Below are 15925 nucleotides of genomic sequence, written 5' to 3'. Positions count from 1 at the left end.
CGGTCCGGGCGTTCTCGCCCGCCAGCAAGTTGGGCTGGCTTCATGTACCTTAGGAGAAGTAAAAAACCGGGCCGATCTTTTGATCTATTGGGGCGCTAACCCTGTGGAATCCCATATGCGCCATCTGAAACGCTATTCGGCGCTGGCCAAGGGTCTTTACACGCCGGAAGGCCGCAAGGACCGCAAGGTTGTAGTGATTGACGTCCGGCCCTCGCCGACCTCCAAAAACGCCGATATTTTTCTGCAGGTTACTCCCGGGGCGGATTTTGAAATCGTTCATGTGCTGCGTCTGCTGATTGCCGGCAAACGACTGGAAGGATTGGAAGAGGAATCCCTGGTTGGCGGCGTGGCTTTTCGACAATGGCAAGAACTGGCCGAGCTCATGAAAGCATGCCGTTACGGTGTGGTGATGTTCGGTATTGGACTCACCCAGAGCCGGGGTAAGGATTTGAATGCGGAAGAACTGAACAGCCTGATCATTGAACTGAATGCCTTTACCCGGTTTTATGCCGTGGCTATGCGCGGGCACGGGAATGTCAACGGCTCGAATCAAGTTTTGGCCTGGCAGACCGGTTATCCGCTGGCCGTTAATTTCCAGCGCGGCTATCCCCGCTTTAACCCCGGCGAATTCAGTGTGGTGGATATGCTGCGCCGCAAGGAAGCCGACGCCGCCCTGATTATTGCCACAGACCCCTCCGCCCACTTGCCGCAAAGCGCGGTAAACTACTTAAAGAGCATCCCGACCATCTACCTGGAACCCCACGAAAATGCAACCACAACCTGGGCCAATGTCGTCATTCCCGTGGCTCCTGCCGGAATCGGTGCCGGAGGGACCTTTTACCGCATGGATAATATCCCTTTGCAGCTGAAAAAACTGGTAGATTTTGCGGTTCCCAGTGATCTGGAAGCACTGCAGGGGATCAAGGAGGAAGTTCTCCGGCTGAAACGAGGTGAGGCAGCATGTTGAAAATTATCAATGGACAGGTGTACGATCCCAAAAACGGCATAAATGGCGTCAGCAAAGACCTTTATATCGATGGAGGAAGATTTGTCCAGCCTGTACAGGAAGCGGGGGAGACTATCGATGCCGGCGGCTGCATCATCATGCCGGGGGGAGTGGATATCCACAGCCACATTGCCGGAGCCAAGGTCAACAGCGCCCGCATCATGTGTCCTGAAGATCATTATGATCATTTTCGGGCCGCCGCGGATTGTACCCGTTCCGGCGTTGGTCACACCATACCGACGACCTTCCTGACGGGTTATGAATATGCCGGACTGGGGTATACCACGGTTTTTGAAGCGGCGGTGCCGCCGCTGGAAGCCCGGCATGCCCATGAAGAGCTGGAGGACACGCCGCTGGTGGATACCGGTATCTACACCCTGATGGGCAATAATACCATGATTATGAAAGCTCTGCAGGAGAAGGATGCGGCGAAGCGCAGGGAAACTCTGCGTTCTTTGGTATCCTGGCTGCTGGCCAGCAGCAAGGGATATGCCATTAAGGTGGTTAATCCGGGTGGTGTGGAAAGCTGGAAATGGAGCGCGGGCACGGTGGATTTGGACACTCCGGTGCAGCCCTTCGGCATCTCCTCCCGCCAGATTCTCACAGCCCTGGCCGAAACCAATGAGGACTTAAAGCTTCCCCATGCCCTGCATCTTCATACCAATCATTTAGGTGATCCGGGCAATGTTCGGACCACCTTGGAAACCATGAAAACCCTCACCGGTCATCGCGTTCATTTTACGCATCTGCAGTTTCATTCTTATGGAATAACGCCGAAAGGGGGCTTGAAATCGGCGGCGCCGGAGATAGCGGAATTCATGAACGCTCATCCCGAGTTCACCTGCGATGCCGGTCAAATCGTCTTTGGACCGGTCACAACCATGACGGCGGACTCTCCGATGCAGTTCCATCTCCATGAAACAACAGGCAATAAATGGGGCAGCTTCGATGTCGAGATGGAAACCGGCTCGGGCATCGTACCGCTCCGCTACCGTCCTTCCGTGCTTTTTAACGCCAGTCAATGGTGTATTGGCCTGGAGCTTTTGCTGTTGATCAAAAATCCCTGGCAGATTGTTCTGACCACAGATCACCCTAATGCCGGCCCGTTCACCGCTTACCCGCAAATAATCCGGCTGTTGATGGACGCGGACTACCGGAATTCCGTCATCGAAACCCTGCATCCTAAAGTCGGTCACTACACCCACCTCAAGGATCTTAAGCGGGAATACACTCTGGAGGAGATCGCCATTATCACCCGCAGCGGACCGGCCAAAGCCCTGGGCCTGTCTAACAAAGGACACCTGGGCCCCGGAGCGGACGGGGATTTGGTCATTTATCAACCCCATAAGGATAAGGAAAAGATGTTTGCCTCCCCGGTCTATGTCATTAAAGACGGCCGGATTATTGTCCGGGACGGTATCGCCCGGCAAAGCTTCGGCGGAAAACGACTGGTCGCTCTGCCCTACGGTCTGAAGGACTTGGCGGACGGAAGCCTGTCTCAAGAATTGGCCCAGGATTTTGCCGACTATTATTCCATTTCCTTAAGGAATTTTGCGGTGCAATATGACTATCTGCCACGGATGGAGGTGATTTCATGCGGCTAAATGGTGTGGAAATCGAAAATACTTTTGCCGAAGCGTTTGGGATGCGGGGAACCCGCCTGACCGTTACGGCGATTAATGAGACCTGGGCCGAGCAGGCTGCCCTGGCGGTGACCGGATTTGCAACGTCGGTTATCGGCTGCGGCGTGGAAGCGGGCATCGAGGGACCGTCCGGAAAGACTCCGGACGGCCGGGCCGGCATGGACTGTCTCTTCTTCGCCGCCTCCCGGGAAGGATTGGAATCCACTATGCTCAACCGCATCGGTCAGGCGGTCATGACCGCTCCGACTTCGGCCTGCTTTGACGGCGGGCTGCCGGAGATTCCGGCGGATTCCGATAAAATCAGCAAATATCCCATCGGCAGTAAGATGCGCTTCTTCGGCGACGGCTATCAAGCCAGCAAAATTATCGGGACTAAGCGTTACTGGCGCATTCCCGTCATGGACGGGGAGTTTATGGTACAGGAAGAGTTCACCATGGTCAAAGCCATCGGCGGCGGCAACTTCCTCATCGTAGCCGACGGCGTGGAAGCCGCCTTGAAATCGGCGGAAGCGGCGGTCAGGAAAATGAAGGAACTTCGCGGTGTCATCCTCCCCTTTCCCGGCGGCGTGGTGCGCAGCGGGAGCAAGGTCGGCTCCCAGTATAAATTCCTTACGGCTTCCACTAATGTATTCTATTGCCCGACAATTCGCGGGCGGGTGGAAAACAGCGCCTTGAATGCCGCCAACAACGCGGTGATGGAGATCGTGATCGACGGGCTGACCGAAGAACTCATCGGCAAGGCTATGGCAGCGGGAATTCGGGCAGCGGTGCAAGTGCCGGGGGTCCAAAAGATCACAGCCGGAAATTATGGGGGCAAACTCGGCAAATATCATTTTCATCTCCATAAGATTTTAGCGGGAGGTGGAAACGGATGGGAGAGCTGATCCATTTAACCTTAAAAGCAGAGCCGGCCCTGCCGGTGGAAGCGGAAAGCATTACGCCGGATAACCTAAGAGGCAAAAACGAAGAAAAAATCAAGAATTTGCCGGTATGGTGCGGGAATGCCCAGGAGAAAATCGGCGATTATTTTGAGGTTGAGAAGGAACAGTCCGCAGGGGAAACCCGGGTGGTTTTGACGGGAGAGTGTGCGCAATTCAAACGGATAGGGCAGGGCATGAGCTTTGGTGAGCTGGTTATTGAAGGTGCGGCGGGTTTTCATACGGGAGCGTTGATGCGGGGAGGCAGCCTGCAGATCAAGGGGGACGCCGCCGACTGGCTGGGCGCCCATATGGAGGGCGGCCGGATTACGGTGGCCGGCAATGCGGGACATTTCGTCGGTGCCGCTTACCGGGGAAAAACTCAGGGTATGAGCGGCGGCATGATCCTGATTGAAGGGAATGCCGGGCAGATGACAGGTTCCCGGATGCGCAGGGGCCTGATTGCCGTAAAGGGCAATTGCGGCGATGCTCTCGGCTTTAAGCTGCTGGCCGGGACGATCTTTGCCGGCGGCCGGACCGGGAGACATCCGGGCGCCAATATGCTCAGGGGGACCATTATTCTTGGCGAACAGCCTGAGCTGCTCTCTTCCTTCTATTATAATTGCACCTATCAGCCGGTCTTCTGGAACATGCTCTACGCGGAGCTGGCCGGCTGCGGCTTTTTCCTCCTCCCTGGCGGTCAGGACGCTTCCTTTAAGCGCTACAGCGGCGATGCCCTAAACGGAGGGAAAGGAGAGATATTAGTATGGCAATCAACCTAGAAGATATACCGGAATTAAGTCCAAACACCCAAGCTCTGCCCTATCTGAAGCAATTGATCGAGGAGAGGGGAAAGCTTAAGGTTAAAGTTCATTTAACCGGCGGAGCCACCGTCATCGATTGCGGGATTGATACTGCAGGCAGTTATGAAGCGGGGGTGTTATTTGCCAAGATCTGTCTTGGCGGTCTGGCAGAGGTGAAGCTGAGCTGGGGAGATTTTGGCGGACTTTATTACCCGGCGGTGGAAGTAACCACCGATCATCCCCTCAGAGCCTGTATGGCGTCTCAATACGCCGGCTGGGTCATTAAAAAAGGGAATTATTTTGCGATGGGCTCCGGGCCGGCGAGGGCGCGGGCCGGCGGCGAAGAATTGTTTGCCAAACTGGAATATAAGGACAGTGCGGCGGCGGCCGTCCTATGCCTGGAAGGGCGCGAACTGCCGCCGGCGGAAGTCGTCTCCTATGTCGCAGAAAAATGCGGCTGCCGGGTCCAGGATCTTTACCTGCTGATCGCTCCTACCGCTTCTCCGGTCGGTTCTGTTCAGATTGCGGCCCGTTCGGTAGAGACCGGACTCCATAAAATGCTGGAATTGGGTTATGATCTGGGACGAATCCAAAACGGCTTGGGAATCGCCCCGCTGCCCCCCCCGGCCGGGGACGATATGACGGCGCTGGGCAGGACCAATGACGCGGTTCTGTACGGCGCCACGGTGTATTACAATGTGCGGGATACTGACGACACGCTGCAGCCTTTAATTGAGCAAGTGCCCTCCTGCAGTTCCCGGGATTACGGTACGGCGTTCCAGGAGCTTTATGAGCGCTACGGCAATTTCTACGCTATCGATCCCTTGCTTTTCAGTCCAGCCTCCGTTTGGCTGCACAATAACACAACCGGCCGCACTTTCCGGAAGGGCGGGCCCCGTCCGGATCTGCTGCGGAAATCATTTCGGATCGAGGATTAGAACAGTGAATAGACGCATCGGTATTTTAGGAACCGAACAGGGGCCCCAGGTTCAAGTGCTGGCCGAGGCTCTGCGGCAGCGCAAGGCCGAAGTTGTTTTGATCGACCCCAAAAGACTCACCTGCTTTCTGCCGGAAGGCCGGACATTATACCGCCGCCCAGACGGAGGGGAAATTTGGCTGGAAGAGCTGACGGGACTGATTGTCCGTTCCCTTCCCGGCGGTTCTCTGGAGCAGGTGATTTACCGGGTCAATGCTTTGCATTTCTTGGAAAAACGGGGCCTGAAATTATTCAACAGCGCTTCCCTGCTGGAGAAAACTGTCGATAAAAGCTATACATCGGTTTTGCTGGCAGCTGCCGGACTGCCGGTGCCCAGGACGATTGTGACCGAGCGCCTGGACCAGGCCCTGGAAGCGGTCGCCGGGATGGGAAAAACGGTTGTCAAGCCCGTCTTCGGTTCTCTGGGGCGGGGGATCGTTTTGCTGGAAGATCCGGACACAGCCTACCGGGCTTTCCGGGCCTTGGAAATGGGCAGATATGTTTATTACCTGCAGGAATTCCTGCCCAATGCCAACGAAGATTACCGGCTGTTCGTCATCGGTGATCAAGTTGTCGGTGCCATGCGCCGCAAAGCCGACGGTTGGAAAACCAATATCGCCTGCGGCGGCTCGGCGGAAAAATACGACCCGCCGCCGGAAATAGCCGATCTTGCCTTAAAAAGCGCCAAGCTCCTGCAAGCAGAATATCTGGGGGTGGATATCTTAATTTCCAGGGGTCAGCCTTATGTAATCGAAGCCAACGGAATCCCCGGCTGGGCCGGGTTGCAGACCGTTACGGAAAAGAATATCGCCGCTCTGCTGGCCGATTATGTTCTGGAGGGAATCGGCAATGGATCATAATCTGAACTGGGGATTGGCCGGGGCCGCGCAAACGGCTTGTGTACTGGAGGCTGATGCCCCTAAACTGGGCAATGTCAATCGCTTTCATGATTTTGAGGATTGCTCGCTGGAGGATTTTCATTTGAGCGCTATAGCTATCGGACCGGCTTTCGGTGGCCTGGCGAAAAAGGGCGTGGGCAGAACGATTTATGAAGCGGTCAAGGCAACCAGGGAGGTTACGGTGACCAATACGAATCTGGGAATTTTGCTTTTACTTGCTCCTCTGGGCTTAGCCTGGCATCGGAGGGGGGATAAGTCGGTGGAAGCCTGGCGCTGTGAAGCCGGCCAAGTGCTGGCCGTGCTGGCGATGGAGGATGCGGACTACGCCTATAAAGCAATCAGGCTGGCGGAACCTGGAGGTCTGGGGGAGGTAGGGGAGTATGATGTCAGGACTGAGGGGCGTCCGCCATTTACGCTGCTGGAGGCGATGAAAGCGGCCGCTGAGCGGGATCTGGTGGCCGGGGAGTATGCGAATAGTTTTGAACTAGTCTTTGCCCAAGGGTATCCAATGCTCAGGCAAAGCCTGGCGGCAGGATTGGCCCTGCCCCAGGCCATCGCCCAGACCCATTTATATCTCCTCAGCCTTGTGCCGGATACCTTGATCGTCCGCAAGCTCGGACAGGAGGCCGGTCATGAAGTTCAGGAACGTGCCGCTCTGGCCTGGCAGCTGGGGGGATGGTCCACCCGTGAGGGAAGAAATGCGATTGAGGTATTTGATCAGTGGCTGAGGAGGGATGGTCACCGGCTTAATCCTGGGTCCACAGCTGATTTAACGGCGGCTGCAATTTTTGTCTGGTTGTTGCAGAAACAGTAGGCACAACTGAAACGATAGTCACAGGAGAAAGGGCAGAGAGAAGAGGTGGTCAGGAGATGACGAAGCTGATGGTCAGCGTCCGCAGCAGGGAGGAAGTGTATTCGGCACTGCAGGGAGGCGCTGATTTAATTGATATTAAAAATCCCTGGGAGGGGGCGTTGGGGGCGCCGCATCCCCGGACGGTCGCCGAGATATGCGCCGTCTTAAAAAAAGAAAAACCTTTCAGCATCGCCTTGGGCGAATTCCCGCAAAAAACAGGGGCGGCAGGGCTGGCTGCTTTAGGCGGCGCCTGTTTTGCGCCGGATTATCTGAAGATCGCTTTTCAGGCCTCCAGCACTTTGGCGGAAATCAGGGAGACCTTACAGGCGATACGGGAAAGTTTGGATTATGTGCCGAACCCGGCACTGATTTCCCTGGTGGCGGTTGCCTATGCCGATACACTGCCCGCCGCCGGCTGGGATCTGGCGGACTTCAGCGCCGCTTCCAGGCAGGGCGGTGCCGACGGCTGTCTGGTGGATACGATGGCGAAGCAAGGAAAGACCCTACTTGACTATCTACCTGGGGAAATGATCCGGCAATTCAGCGAAGAATGCCGCCGGAACGGCCTCTTCTGCGGTTTGGCAGGCTCTCTGCTTTATGCGGATCTTGTGGAGCTAAGCCGCTATAGAGCCGATCTGGTTGGAGTAAGAACGGCGGTTTGTGGCGGAGACCGCCTACGGGGCACGGTATCCGCAGCGAAGGTTCGGGAGCTTAAGGAACTGCTTGCCCGCGGTCAGGAGTTGGCCTAAAAGCAAAGGGAAGGAGCTAAGCCGTCTTGAAATTATTTATTTATGAATACTTTGCTTCTGGAGCTGTTGGGGAAGGGACGGATTTGCAGCAGGCCGGGCTGGAGATGCTGACAGCTGTTCTGAAGGATTTCGGCGCGGTTGCCGGACTGGAGCTGCTGACCGCTCTGGCCTGCTCGTTGAAAGAGCAAGGGTTGAGCGGCTTTCCCCCCGGAAGCGCCGCGGGAGAACAAACAGATCGGCTGCAGGTTCATTGGGGTGATGAAGGAGAATCCGGTGTAAAATTATTTCAAAAGGTTCTGGACAGCTGTGAGGGCGTTTTCATTATAGCCCCTGAAAGCAGGGGCATACTGGCCGGGTTGACGGCTATGGCGGAATCCCGCGGCAAAATGATCTGGGGAAGCTCATCCCTGGCCTTGCGGACGACAAGCAACAAAGGGGAGCTATTGGCTTTTCTGCAGAGCAGAGGCTGGCCGGTGCCACGTTCCGTACTTTTTAAAAAATCCATGGGAGCAGCCTATAGAGAAAGGATAGCGTCTGAATTTTCCCTGCCTTTGATCGTAAAACCTGTTTGCGGAGCAGGCGGTGAAGGAGTCAGGCGAATCGAAAGTCCAGGCCGTTTCCAGGAAGTGCTGGAGACGATGGTACAGGAGGAAGAAGCAGGAGTGCTTGTGCAGGAATATATACCCGGACAGGCGGTAAGTGTCAGCTTGTTTGTTCTGCACGGCAGGGCGCAGGTTCTCAGTCTGAATCGCCAATCCCTGAGCGAGCGGGAAGAGCTGCTTTTCCAGGGCATTACGATTCCCTACCATCATCCTCGGGAAGAAGAGATTACCGGGATGGCTGCCGCGGCCTGCGAGCAGCTGGCGGGACTTAAGGGCTTTGTGGGGGTTGATCTGGTTCTGGGTCCCCGGGTGCCGGTGATTATAGAGATCAATGCCCGTTTAACCTCGGCTTATGTGGCTTTGCGGGAAACCGCCGGACGGAATCTAGCCCAGGATATGACACTTCTTTTTGCTCAGAACATCTTGCCTGAAAAGCCCCAGCTGCAGGGAAATTATACCTATGCTGTCTGAAGAGGACGCGGAAAGCCGGTGAAGGGTAAAACAAGAGGGAAACAGGGGGGAATGGATTTGGCTTACCTCATAGGTTTGGATATCGGGGGAGCGAATACTAAGGTATGTTATTTGAGAATCGATGGCGGTAAACTCACCGGTGCCGGTGGGAATTCCGTTTATTATGAACTATGGCGCAACCCCAATGGCCTGGGTAAAGTCCTGAGGGATTTTCCTCTACCTGCGCTCGTAAGTGAGGAGAGGCCGGCAGGGATTGCTCTCACTATGACGGGGGAGCTTTGCGACTGCTTCACCAGCAAGGCCCAGGGTGTACTCGCTATTTTTGCTGCAGTGGCCGATAGCTTTCCCAGGGTGCCGATCTATACCTGGACTGTAAACGGAGCTTTTATTTCCCCTCAGGAATTGACGTCCCAGCCCGGGCAAGCGGCGGCGGCCAACTGGCTGGCGAGTGCGCTGGCTCTCGCCCAAAGCCCTTCCCTGACAAAGGCGGCGGCGATCTTCGCCGATATGGGAAGCACCACCACGGATATTTTGTCCCTGGCTTCCGGTCGGGTTTTGGCCCGGGGCCAAACGGACACCGAGCGTCTGCTGACCGGTGAACTGATTTATACAGGTATCCTGCGCACATCGGTCGACGCGGTTGTCAAAGAAGTATACCTGGACGGGCAGATTTGTTCCGTCGCTCATGAGTACTTTACGGTTATGGCGGATGTCAATCGGCTTTTAGGGCAGATTGCCGAAGCAGATTATACCGTTGCGACCCCCGATGGCGGCGGAAAAGACCGGGAAAGCTGTGCCCGGCGCCTGGCCAGGCTGGTGGCTGCGGAGGCGGAGGAGCTGGGGGAAGATGCCATCTGCCGGCTGGCCTGCTGTATCCGGGAAAAGCAGCTGCAACAGGTTATGGACGGCATGCTGCGGCATGCTTCCCGCAAGGAAATGACCCGGTCTCGGTATTTTATTACCGCAGGGCAGGGCAGCTTTCTGCTGAAGACTGCGGCGGAACGCTTAGGCTGGCAGGAAACTCCATGGTGGAAAATCATGCCCGGTGCTGGTCCGGACTTGCCCATGGCGGCCTATGCCGTGGCCTGGCTATTGGCCCAAAGGCTGTATTCCCGGCTGGAGGGAAAAGAGGAGGAGAGGGACGTTGGGTAAACCGTTCAAGATTATTCCAGTGCTTGATCTTAAAGAAGGTCTGGTGGTAAGGGGTGTCCGCGGACAGAGGGAGCAATACCGGCCGGTCCAAAGCAGTTTGACATCTTCAGCGGGATTCGTGGATGTTTTGCAAGCTTTCTATGAACAGTATGGTCTGACGGAATTCTATATTGCCGACCTCGATGCCATCACTTCCGCAGGTAGGAAAAATCATTTTGATTTACTGGCTGGCCGGCAAAAGGTCGGCGGATTCTTTCCTTCTCTGATGCTGGATGCGGGAGTCCGCGATGCCGGTAGTATCAAAGAGATAGCCGGGACCGGAGTGGAAAAGATCATCATTGGAACGGAGACCCTGTTTTCCCTGGAAGCTTTGGCTGAGATCATCAACATCTGTGGCCCGGATAAACTGATGGTGAGCATCGATATCAGAGACACCCGAATAGTAAGCCCAGTGCCTGAGCTTGCCAGCTTAGCGCCCCCTGAAGCAATCCGGGTCGTTCGCCAAAAGGGAATTCGGGAATTTATACTGGTGCAGATTTCCCAAGTAGGCTCCCGGGAAGGGGTGGATAGAGCTTTGGTTGAAGCCTGTCTGCAGGAGCTCGGCACCGGGGAAGCATCCAAAGGAACGCTGTTTCTTGGCGGCGGGATTTCCGGCTATGACGATTTGCAGTGGCTGTCCCGGAGCGGAGCGGGAGGCGCACTGGTCGCAACAATCTTACATCAAAAGCTTTTAGATCGAGAAAAGGTGCGCGCGTTGACTATGCCGGAGCAATGAATCATCACGGAAGGGATGAAGCGGGATGAAAGAATGTGATATGAAAAAAGTTGAAGAAGCTGTGCGCAATATCCTCGAAGCCATCGGTGAAGATCCCGAGCGGGAGGGTCTGAAGGACACGCCAAAACGGGTGGCCCGATTTTATCAGGAGGTTTTCGCCGGACTTAAAGAAGAGCCTGGTGACTATTTAAATGTGCAATTCACGGAAAATCACGAAGAGATGATCATCGTGAAGGATATTCCCATTTACTCCATGTGCGAACATCACCTTCTGCCTTTCTTCGGCCTGGTCCACGTGGCTTATATTCCTAAAGACGGAAAAATAACGGGACTCTCCAAGCTGGCGCGTGTAGCCGAAGGTTATGCCCGCAGACCGCAGCTGCAAGAGCGTCTGACCAGCCAGATTGCCAATAGCATGGAAAAGATTCTGACCGCTTGGGGAGTGCTGGTGGTGATCGAAGCGGAGCATATGTGTATGACCATCCGGGGGATTAAAAAACCGGGTTCCAGGACAGTGACCTCGGCAGTCAGGGGGATATTCAAGTCCAACGCAGCTACCAGAGCGGAAGCCTTTTCATTGATCTTGAGCGGATGAAATGGTTGCTAAGCTTATACCCTCTTGCTGATAGTGTTGAAAAAGGCGCTTTCCCTCACTTTTACAGTGAAAAGAGAACGCCTTCGGCTTTTCAACCGCTTTGATGCTGCGGAGTTAAGTTTTTGCATAGCCTTATATAAAGGATCAATTTGGCCGGACCTTTTGTGGGGAAAAAGCTGTAAAGTGGCAAGCAGGGATGTTTTTGCCGTGTAAGTTGCAGATATAAAGACATGGCCGATGGGGTAGTCAAGGCTGTACTTGGGCCCGGCAGTTTCCGGGAGGCAGAAAGATTCCATGGGTCCGGCCTGTTTCCAGAAGAGCCTGCAGACTTTCCGGGTCTGTGCCGTTGATAAACCAGGCAGGCATGGGCAAGGGTAACAGTTGATGGAAAAAAGAATCAATATCCGGTTCCAGAAGGGTTGGTTCAATCGTCTTGCTTTTAACCAGAACGAGCAAGGAACAATTTAATTGCTTGGCAAGATAAGCGGCAATGGAATCTGAAGTGGTTTCCCAGGAGCGGGGGAGAGCGGTTGCGGGTACCTGTCTGAGAAAATGAGAGCAGAGCAGAATCCGGACTCCGGAGGAGGAAAGAGAGTCAGCCGAGCATGGAAGCTTGCCTGACTGAGAACGTTCTAAAGAGCCTAAAGCATAGATAGTGCTTCCGGGAATTCGTTCCCGAAGAATGTACGCATATTGATCCATGGCAGCTAAAGCCATAAAATGACAGGTTTCTTCCTTCAAATCCCAGTGCTTTTCGTAGGCACGGATCAGGTCGGCAAAGGGGCCTCCTCCAGGAACGATTAAAATAGACTGTTTTTGCCCGCAGCTAGCGATGAGGTTGCACAATTGCCGCAGTAGTTTGCCGCTTTCCTGCCGAATCAGGCTGCCGCCAAGTTTTATCAGGATAGGTCCGGGCATAGCGGAGTCCCTCCTCTGCTAAGTTTAAGCGAAAATCGCCTTCTGAGAAATCAATAAGATTATAGTCTTATTATAGCAAAGTTGTGGTTCTGAGGGATTATGGGATAAAACAATTTTAAAGTTAATTTCATCAACTCCTCTTCGTGGTTGATGCCTTACAGTGAAGGGGCGTCGTGGCGGATAGGGAGGTACTTTGCTTGAAACCGTGGGACGTGATCAAAAGAATTGGCAAATTTATCGGCCTCCTACACTGACCATCCTTGGACAAGAGGTTCTGAATCACGCTCTTCAGCTTGATCCGGTTCGGGCTAAACGCGGATCTTATAAACTAAAATAAAGCCTTACAAGGGCTTTATTTTAGTTTATACACTGAATGATAGTAACCATGGAAACGGTTCTATAGACTTCCTTGTGGGCCAATTCTCCTTTGTCAGAGTTTATTATTTTCTAAGGCCATATTGGTACCATCCTAGATCTTAAGCCAAACAATTGCTGCTAGATATTGATGAGAGACGCAAAGAATGCGAATTGGAATTACACCTGACTAAAACAAAGCTGGAGTACTGCCAAGACAAGGACAGACCAAAAGACTATCCTAATACTGAATTTGATTTTCTCGGATATACCTTTTGGAAAGTGCGGATCAAAGATCGTCTGGGTTGGCTGCAAAGGAATTTTATCGCATCCGTAAGCAAGAAGGCAGAACAAACAAATGACAAGGTAAAAACCCTGGAAATACACAAGAAAACAGGTAGCAAGATTGATATGATCGCCGAGGTACTCAATCCGATCCTGCGAGGATGGATGAATTATTTTAGCAAGTTCAATCGCTCAGCAATGAAACGTGCGTTGGCCCATATGTTTATACGTTTCGCCAAAGCCGGCCGACATACAAATTCGCTAGTAGCAATCCGTTCAGACTACGCACTCTTTTTGTCAAATCATCCCGCTCAATCACAATCATAGAAGCGTCTAGTCTTTGAGATAAGGCGCCGTAACCGATTGGGCACAGTCCAGCAATTCATGGGGAGGCCCGGCAAAAAGCAATTTGCCGCCTAGATCACCGCCGGCAGGCCCCAACTCAATGACGTAATCCGAAAGCTTCAGTACATCCAGGTTGTGCTCGATCACCAGGATCGAATTCCCCTGCTCCTCCACCAAAGAATCGAGCAAGCGGCACAAATGCTGGATGTCTTTCGGATGCAGTCCGGTGGTCGGCTCGTCCAGAATAAAGATCCGGCCCTTGCTTCCCAGATAGGACGCCAGTTTCACGCGCTGCAGCTCTCCGCCGGAGAGGGTGGACAGCGCTTGGTTCAGATGCAGATATCCCAGTCCAACCTGCAAGAGCGGTGTTAGTTTTTGCTCTATAACAGTTCCTGCAAAGCGCTGTGCGGCCTGATGCACAGACAGATCCATTGTCTGCGCGATGGAGAGTCCATCCACTTGATACTTCAGCACCTCCCCGGAGTAGCGAAGGCCGTTACAGGCTTCACACACCGTTTCAATAGTATCCATGAACGCCATTTCTGATAAGATAACCCCCTTGCCGTGGCAGACGGGGCAGCCGCCCTTTCCATTGAAGGTAAACAGGCTGTTGGAAACACCTGCCCGCTTGGCGAACAGGCGGCGGATATCATCCGCCACGCCCAGGTAAGTCGCGGGTGTAGAGCGAAGGCTGACTCCGATATTGCGCTGGTTGATAAAGACAACTTCTCCCGGATAACGGCGGCGGAAGCACTCCATGAGCGAGCTCTTCCCCGAGCCCGCCACCCCCGCCACCGCCACCAGAATGCCGAGCGGGATGGAGATCGTTACGTTGTTGAGATTGTGGTAGCTCACATTAGAAAGCTCAAACCATGCAGTTGGCCGGCGGGGTGTTTCTTTGAAGGACACGCGTTGCCGCAGCATACTGCCCGTAATGGTATCCGACACAAGCAGACCGGCATAATCCCCTTCAAACAGCACTTTTCCGCCGTCAGCTCCGGCTCCCGGCCCCATATCGACAATGTGGTCGGACAGTTGGATCATCTCTTTGTGGTGTTCTACCAGAATTACCGTGTTGCCGTGATCCCGCAGCTTCCTGACCGACGTCTTGAGCAGGTCGATGTCATGGCTGTGCAGCCCGACGCTGGGCTCGTCCAGCACATACAGAATATCTGACAGGGCGGAATTGATATATTTCGCGATCTTGCAGCGCTGCGCTTCTCCGCCCGAGAGGGTCCCCATCCCGCGGCTCAGGGTCAGATACCCAAGGCCAATATCCACTAAGGCGGACAGCCGTTTGTGCAGCGCCAGCTTGATATCCGCCGCCAGAGGGTCGTCAAGCCGGGCTACCCAGCGGACGGCATCGACCAAGGGCATATCCGTCACCTGCGCGATATTAATGCCGTCAATTTTGCAGCTTCGCACCGTTTCGTTTAGCCTGGTGCCGCCGCAAAGGGAACAGGTACCGGTAGTCGTCATGGGCTCCAGCCATTTTTGATGCCGCTTGCCCTCATCCGATTTGATAATGCTGCGGTACATCCGGGTCATCAGGCCCTCATATTTGGCGGTTTTCGGCCAGTTTTCCGGCGGGTTTTTCAGACGGATCTGCGGAGAATACAAAAAGAGCTCCAGCTCCTGGGGCGTATAATCGCGGATTTTCTTATTCAAATCAAACAGGCCACTATGGGCGTAAAGCTCCCAGCGCCATCCACCCGGCTTAAACGCGATGTAGTCGATGACACCCTCCTCGTTGAGGGATTTATCAAAGTCCACCAGTTTATGCAAATCCAGCTCCGTGACCTCGCCAAGGCCGTCGCATTGGGGGCAGCGACCGAGAGGATGATTGAACGAAAACGTATCCGAGTACCCTACAAAGGGAGAGCCGATACGTGAAAACAACAGGCGCAGCAGGGAGTATGTGTCCGTGTAGGTGCCGACGGTGGATCGTGCGTTGGGTGCGGGCTTGCTTTGGTCAATGATAATGGTGACTGGCAGGTTCTCGATGCGCTCCACATGAGGACGGCCATATTTCGGCAGGTACCGCTGCACAAAGCTGGGGAATGTCTCATTAAGCTCCCGGCGCGCGTTTGCCGCAATCGTGTCCATGCACAGGGAAGATTTTCCCGAGCCGGAAACGCCGGTAAAGATGGTGATTTGCTTCTTGGGAATTCGCAGAGAGACGGATTTCAGATTGTTTTCGCTGGCACCGTATATGTCAATGGTCTCCATGTTTTTTTCAGCAGATGTCATTATTCACCATCTCCTTCCATAGTAGATAATTTTATTATTATATCACGTCAATATAACACGTCAATCGACTGGAAAACAGATTCAATTTCGCGAGGTTCCGACGGACGCTTTGCCGGACTGGGCCATACGGCCTTAAAAATCAAGCGCTCTGGAAGCCGCCGATACCAATCGCGATTGCATCCCTTCGCTGACCGGCCCGTTACGGAGCAGAAACCGTGATGAATCCCTTTTCTCTCGTGCTGAAGGGCAGCCAATGCAATCAATTATCGACTGCAGAGTTAGTTTGAGACAGTCCACAGTTTCGGCAAATAAAATTATTTATGAATATATTT

General features: G+C 54.0%; 15 protein-coding genes and 1 pseudogene. 14 read left to right on the top strand and 2 right to left on the bottom strand.

Features of this window, described 5'->3' with window-relative positions:
- Positions 1–10: 10 nt before the first annotated feature.
- The 12 genes and pseudogenes from BUB11_RS05930 to folE all read left to right on the top strand — a co-directional run.
- Positions 11–967 (top strand): annotated as a pseudogene (locus tag BUB11_RS05930) (formylmethanofuran dehydrogenase subunit B); the annotation flags it as partial.
- Positions 961–2610, top strand: a complete 1650-nt coding sequence (locus BUB11_RS05925) for a formylmethanofuran dehydrogenase subunit A (RefSeq protein WP_073028553.1) — start codon at positions 961–963, stop codon at positions 2608–2610. The pseudogene BUB11_RS05930 and the gene BUB11_RS05925, both read left to right, overlap by 7 nt.
- Positions 2601–3533: a formylmethanofuran--tetrahydromethanopterin N-formyltransferase gene (gene fhcD / locus BUB11_RS05920; protein ID WP_073028551.1), complete on the top strand. Its 933-nt coding sequence runs from the start codon at positions 2601–2603 to the stop codon at positions 3531–3533. The genes BUB11_RS05925 and fhcD overlap by 10 nt, the downstream gene beginning before the upstream one ends.
- A complete protein-coding gene (locus BUB11_RS05915; protein ID WP_073028550.1) occupies positions 3521–4348 on the top strand; it encodes a formylmethanofuran dehydrogenase subunit C in 828 nt (275 codons plus the stop codon). Before fhcD ends, BUB11_RS05915 begins: the two co-directional genes overlap by 13 nt.
- Positions 4333–5307: a methenyltetrahydromethanopterin cyclohydrolase gene (gene mch / locus BUB11_RS05910; RefSeq protein ID WP_073028549.1), complete on the top strand. Its 975-nt coding sequence runs from the start codon at positions 4333–4335 to the stop codon at positions 5305–5307. Before BUB11_RS05915 ends, mch begins: the two co-directional genes overlap by 16 nt.
- A gap of 4 nt (positions 5308–5311) precedes the next feature.
- The gene (locus BUB11_RS05905; RefSeq protein WP_159436900.1) at positions 5312–6205 is read left to right on the top strand and encodes an ATP-grasp domain-containing protein; all 894 of its coding nucleotides are present in this window, start codon (positions 5312–5314) and stop codon (positions 6203–6205) included.
- On the top strand, positions 6195–7058 hold the full coding sequence (locus tag BUB11_RS05900; protein ID WP_073028548.1) for a triphosphoribosyl-dephospho-CoA synthase: 864 nt from the start codon (positions 6195–6197) through the stop codon (positions 7056–7058). Before BUB11_RS05905 ends, BUB11_RS05900 begins: the two co-directional genes overlap by 11 nt.
- 56 nt (positions 7059–7114) lie before the next feature.
- Positions 7115–7846 carry a (5-formylfuran-3-yl)methyl phosphate synthase gene (locus BUB11_RS05895; RefSeq protein ID WP_073028546.1) on the top strand — a complete coding sequence of 244 codons (732 nt, stop codon included), beginning with the start codon at positions 7115–7117 and terminating at the stop codon, positions 7844–7846.
- 26 nt (positions 7847–7872) lie between these two features.
- Positions 7873–8919, top strand: coding sequence for an ATP-grasp domain-containing protein (locus BUB11_RS05890; RefSeq protein WP_073028545.1), 1047 nt, complete (start codon positions 7873–7875; stop codon positions 8917–8919).
- A 51-nt stretch (positions 8920–8970) separates the two neighbouring features.
- Positions 8971–10071 (top strand): hydantoinase/oxoprolinase family protein, encoded by a 1101-nt coding sequence (locus BUB11_RS05885; RefSeq protein ID WP_159436899.1) that lies wholly within the window; start codon positions 8971–8973, stop codon positions 10069–10071.
- Complete coding sequence (locus BUB11_RS05880) at positions 10064–10846, top strand: HisA/HisF-related TIM barrel protein (RefSeq protein WP_073028542.1); 783 nt, start codon at positions 10064–10066, stop codon at positions 10844–10846. Before BUB11_RS05885 ends, BUB11_RS05880 begins: the two co-directional genes overlap by 8 nt.
- Positions 10847–10871: 25 nt before the next feature.
- A complete protein-coding gene (gene folE, locus BUB11_RS05875) occupies positions 10872–11441 on the top strand; it encodes a GTP cyclohydrolase I FolE (RefSeq protein WP_073028541.1) in 570 nt (189 codons plus the stop codon).
- 246 nt (positions 11442–11687) lie between these two features.
- Here the strand turns inward: folE and BUB11_RS05870 are convergent, their stop codons facing one another.
- The gene (locus tag BUB11_RS05870; protein WP_073028540.1) at positions 11688–12359 is read right to left on the bottom strand and encodes an amino acid kinase family protein; all 672 of its coding nucleotides are present in this window, start codon (positions 12357–12359) and stop codon (positions 11688–11690) included.
- Between the two features lie 193 nt (positions 12360–12552).
- Between BUB11_RS05870 and BUB11_RS27440 the strand changes: the two genes are divergently transcribed.
- Positions 12553–12696: a hypothetical protein gene (locus BUB11_RS27440; protein ID WP_159436897.1), complete on the top strand. Its 144-nt coding sequence runs from the start codon at positions 12553–12555 to the stop codon at positions 12694–12696.
- Positions 12697–12848: 152 nt separating this feature from the next.
- Complete coding sequence (locus tag BUB11_RS05865; protein ID WP_084110172.1) at positions 12849–13325, top strand: group II intron maturase-specific domain-containing protein; 477 nt, start codon at positions 12849–12851, stop codon at positions 13323–13325.
- A 6-nt stretch (positions 13326–13331) separates the two neighbouring features.
- Here BUB11_RS05865 and BUB11_RS05860 read toward each other — a convergent pair whose 3' ends face one another.
- Positions 13332–15593: an ATP-binding cassette domain-containing protein gene (locus tag BUB11_RS05860; RefSeq protein ID WP_073028538.1), complete on the bottom strand. Its 2262-nt coding sequence runs from the start codon at positions 15591–15593 to the stop codon at positions 13332–13334.
- Between the last annotated feature and the right edge of the window lie 332 nt (positions 15594–15925).

Origin of the sequence: Desulfosporosinus lacus DSM 15449, from assembly GCF_900129935.1 — a bacterium.
In the GTDB taxonomy this organism is placed as follows: Bacteria; Bacillota; Desulfitobacteriia; order Desulfitobacteriales; family Desulfitobacteriaceae; genus Desulfosporosinus; species Desulfosporosinus lacus.
This window is presented reverse-complemented; position numbering and strand designations above follow the sequence as displayed.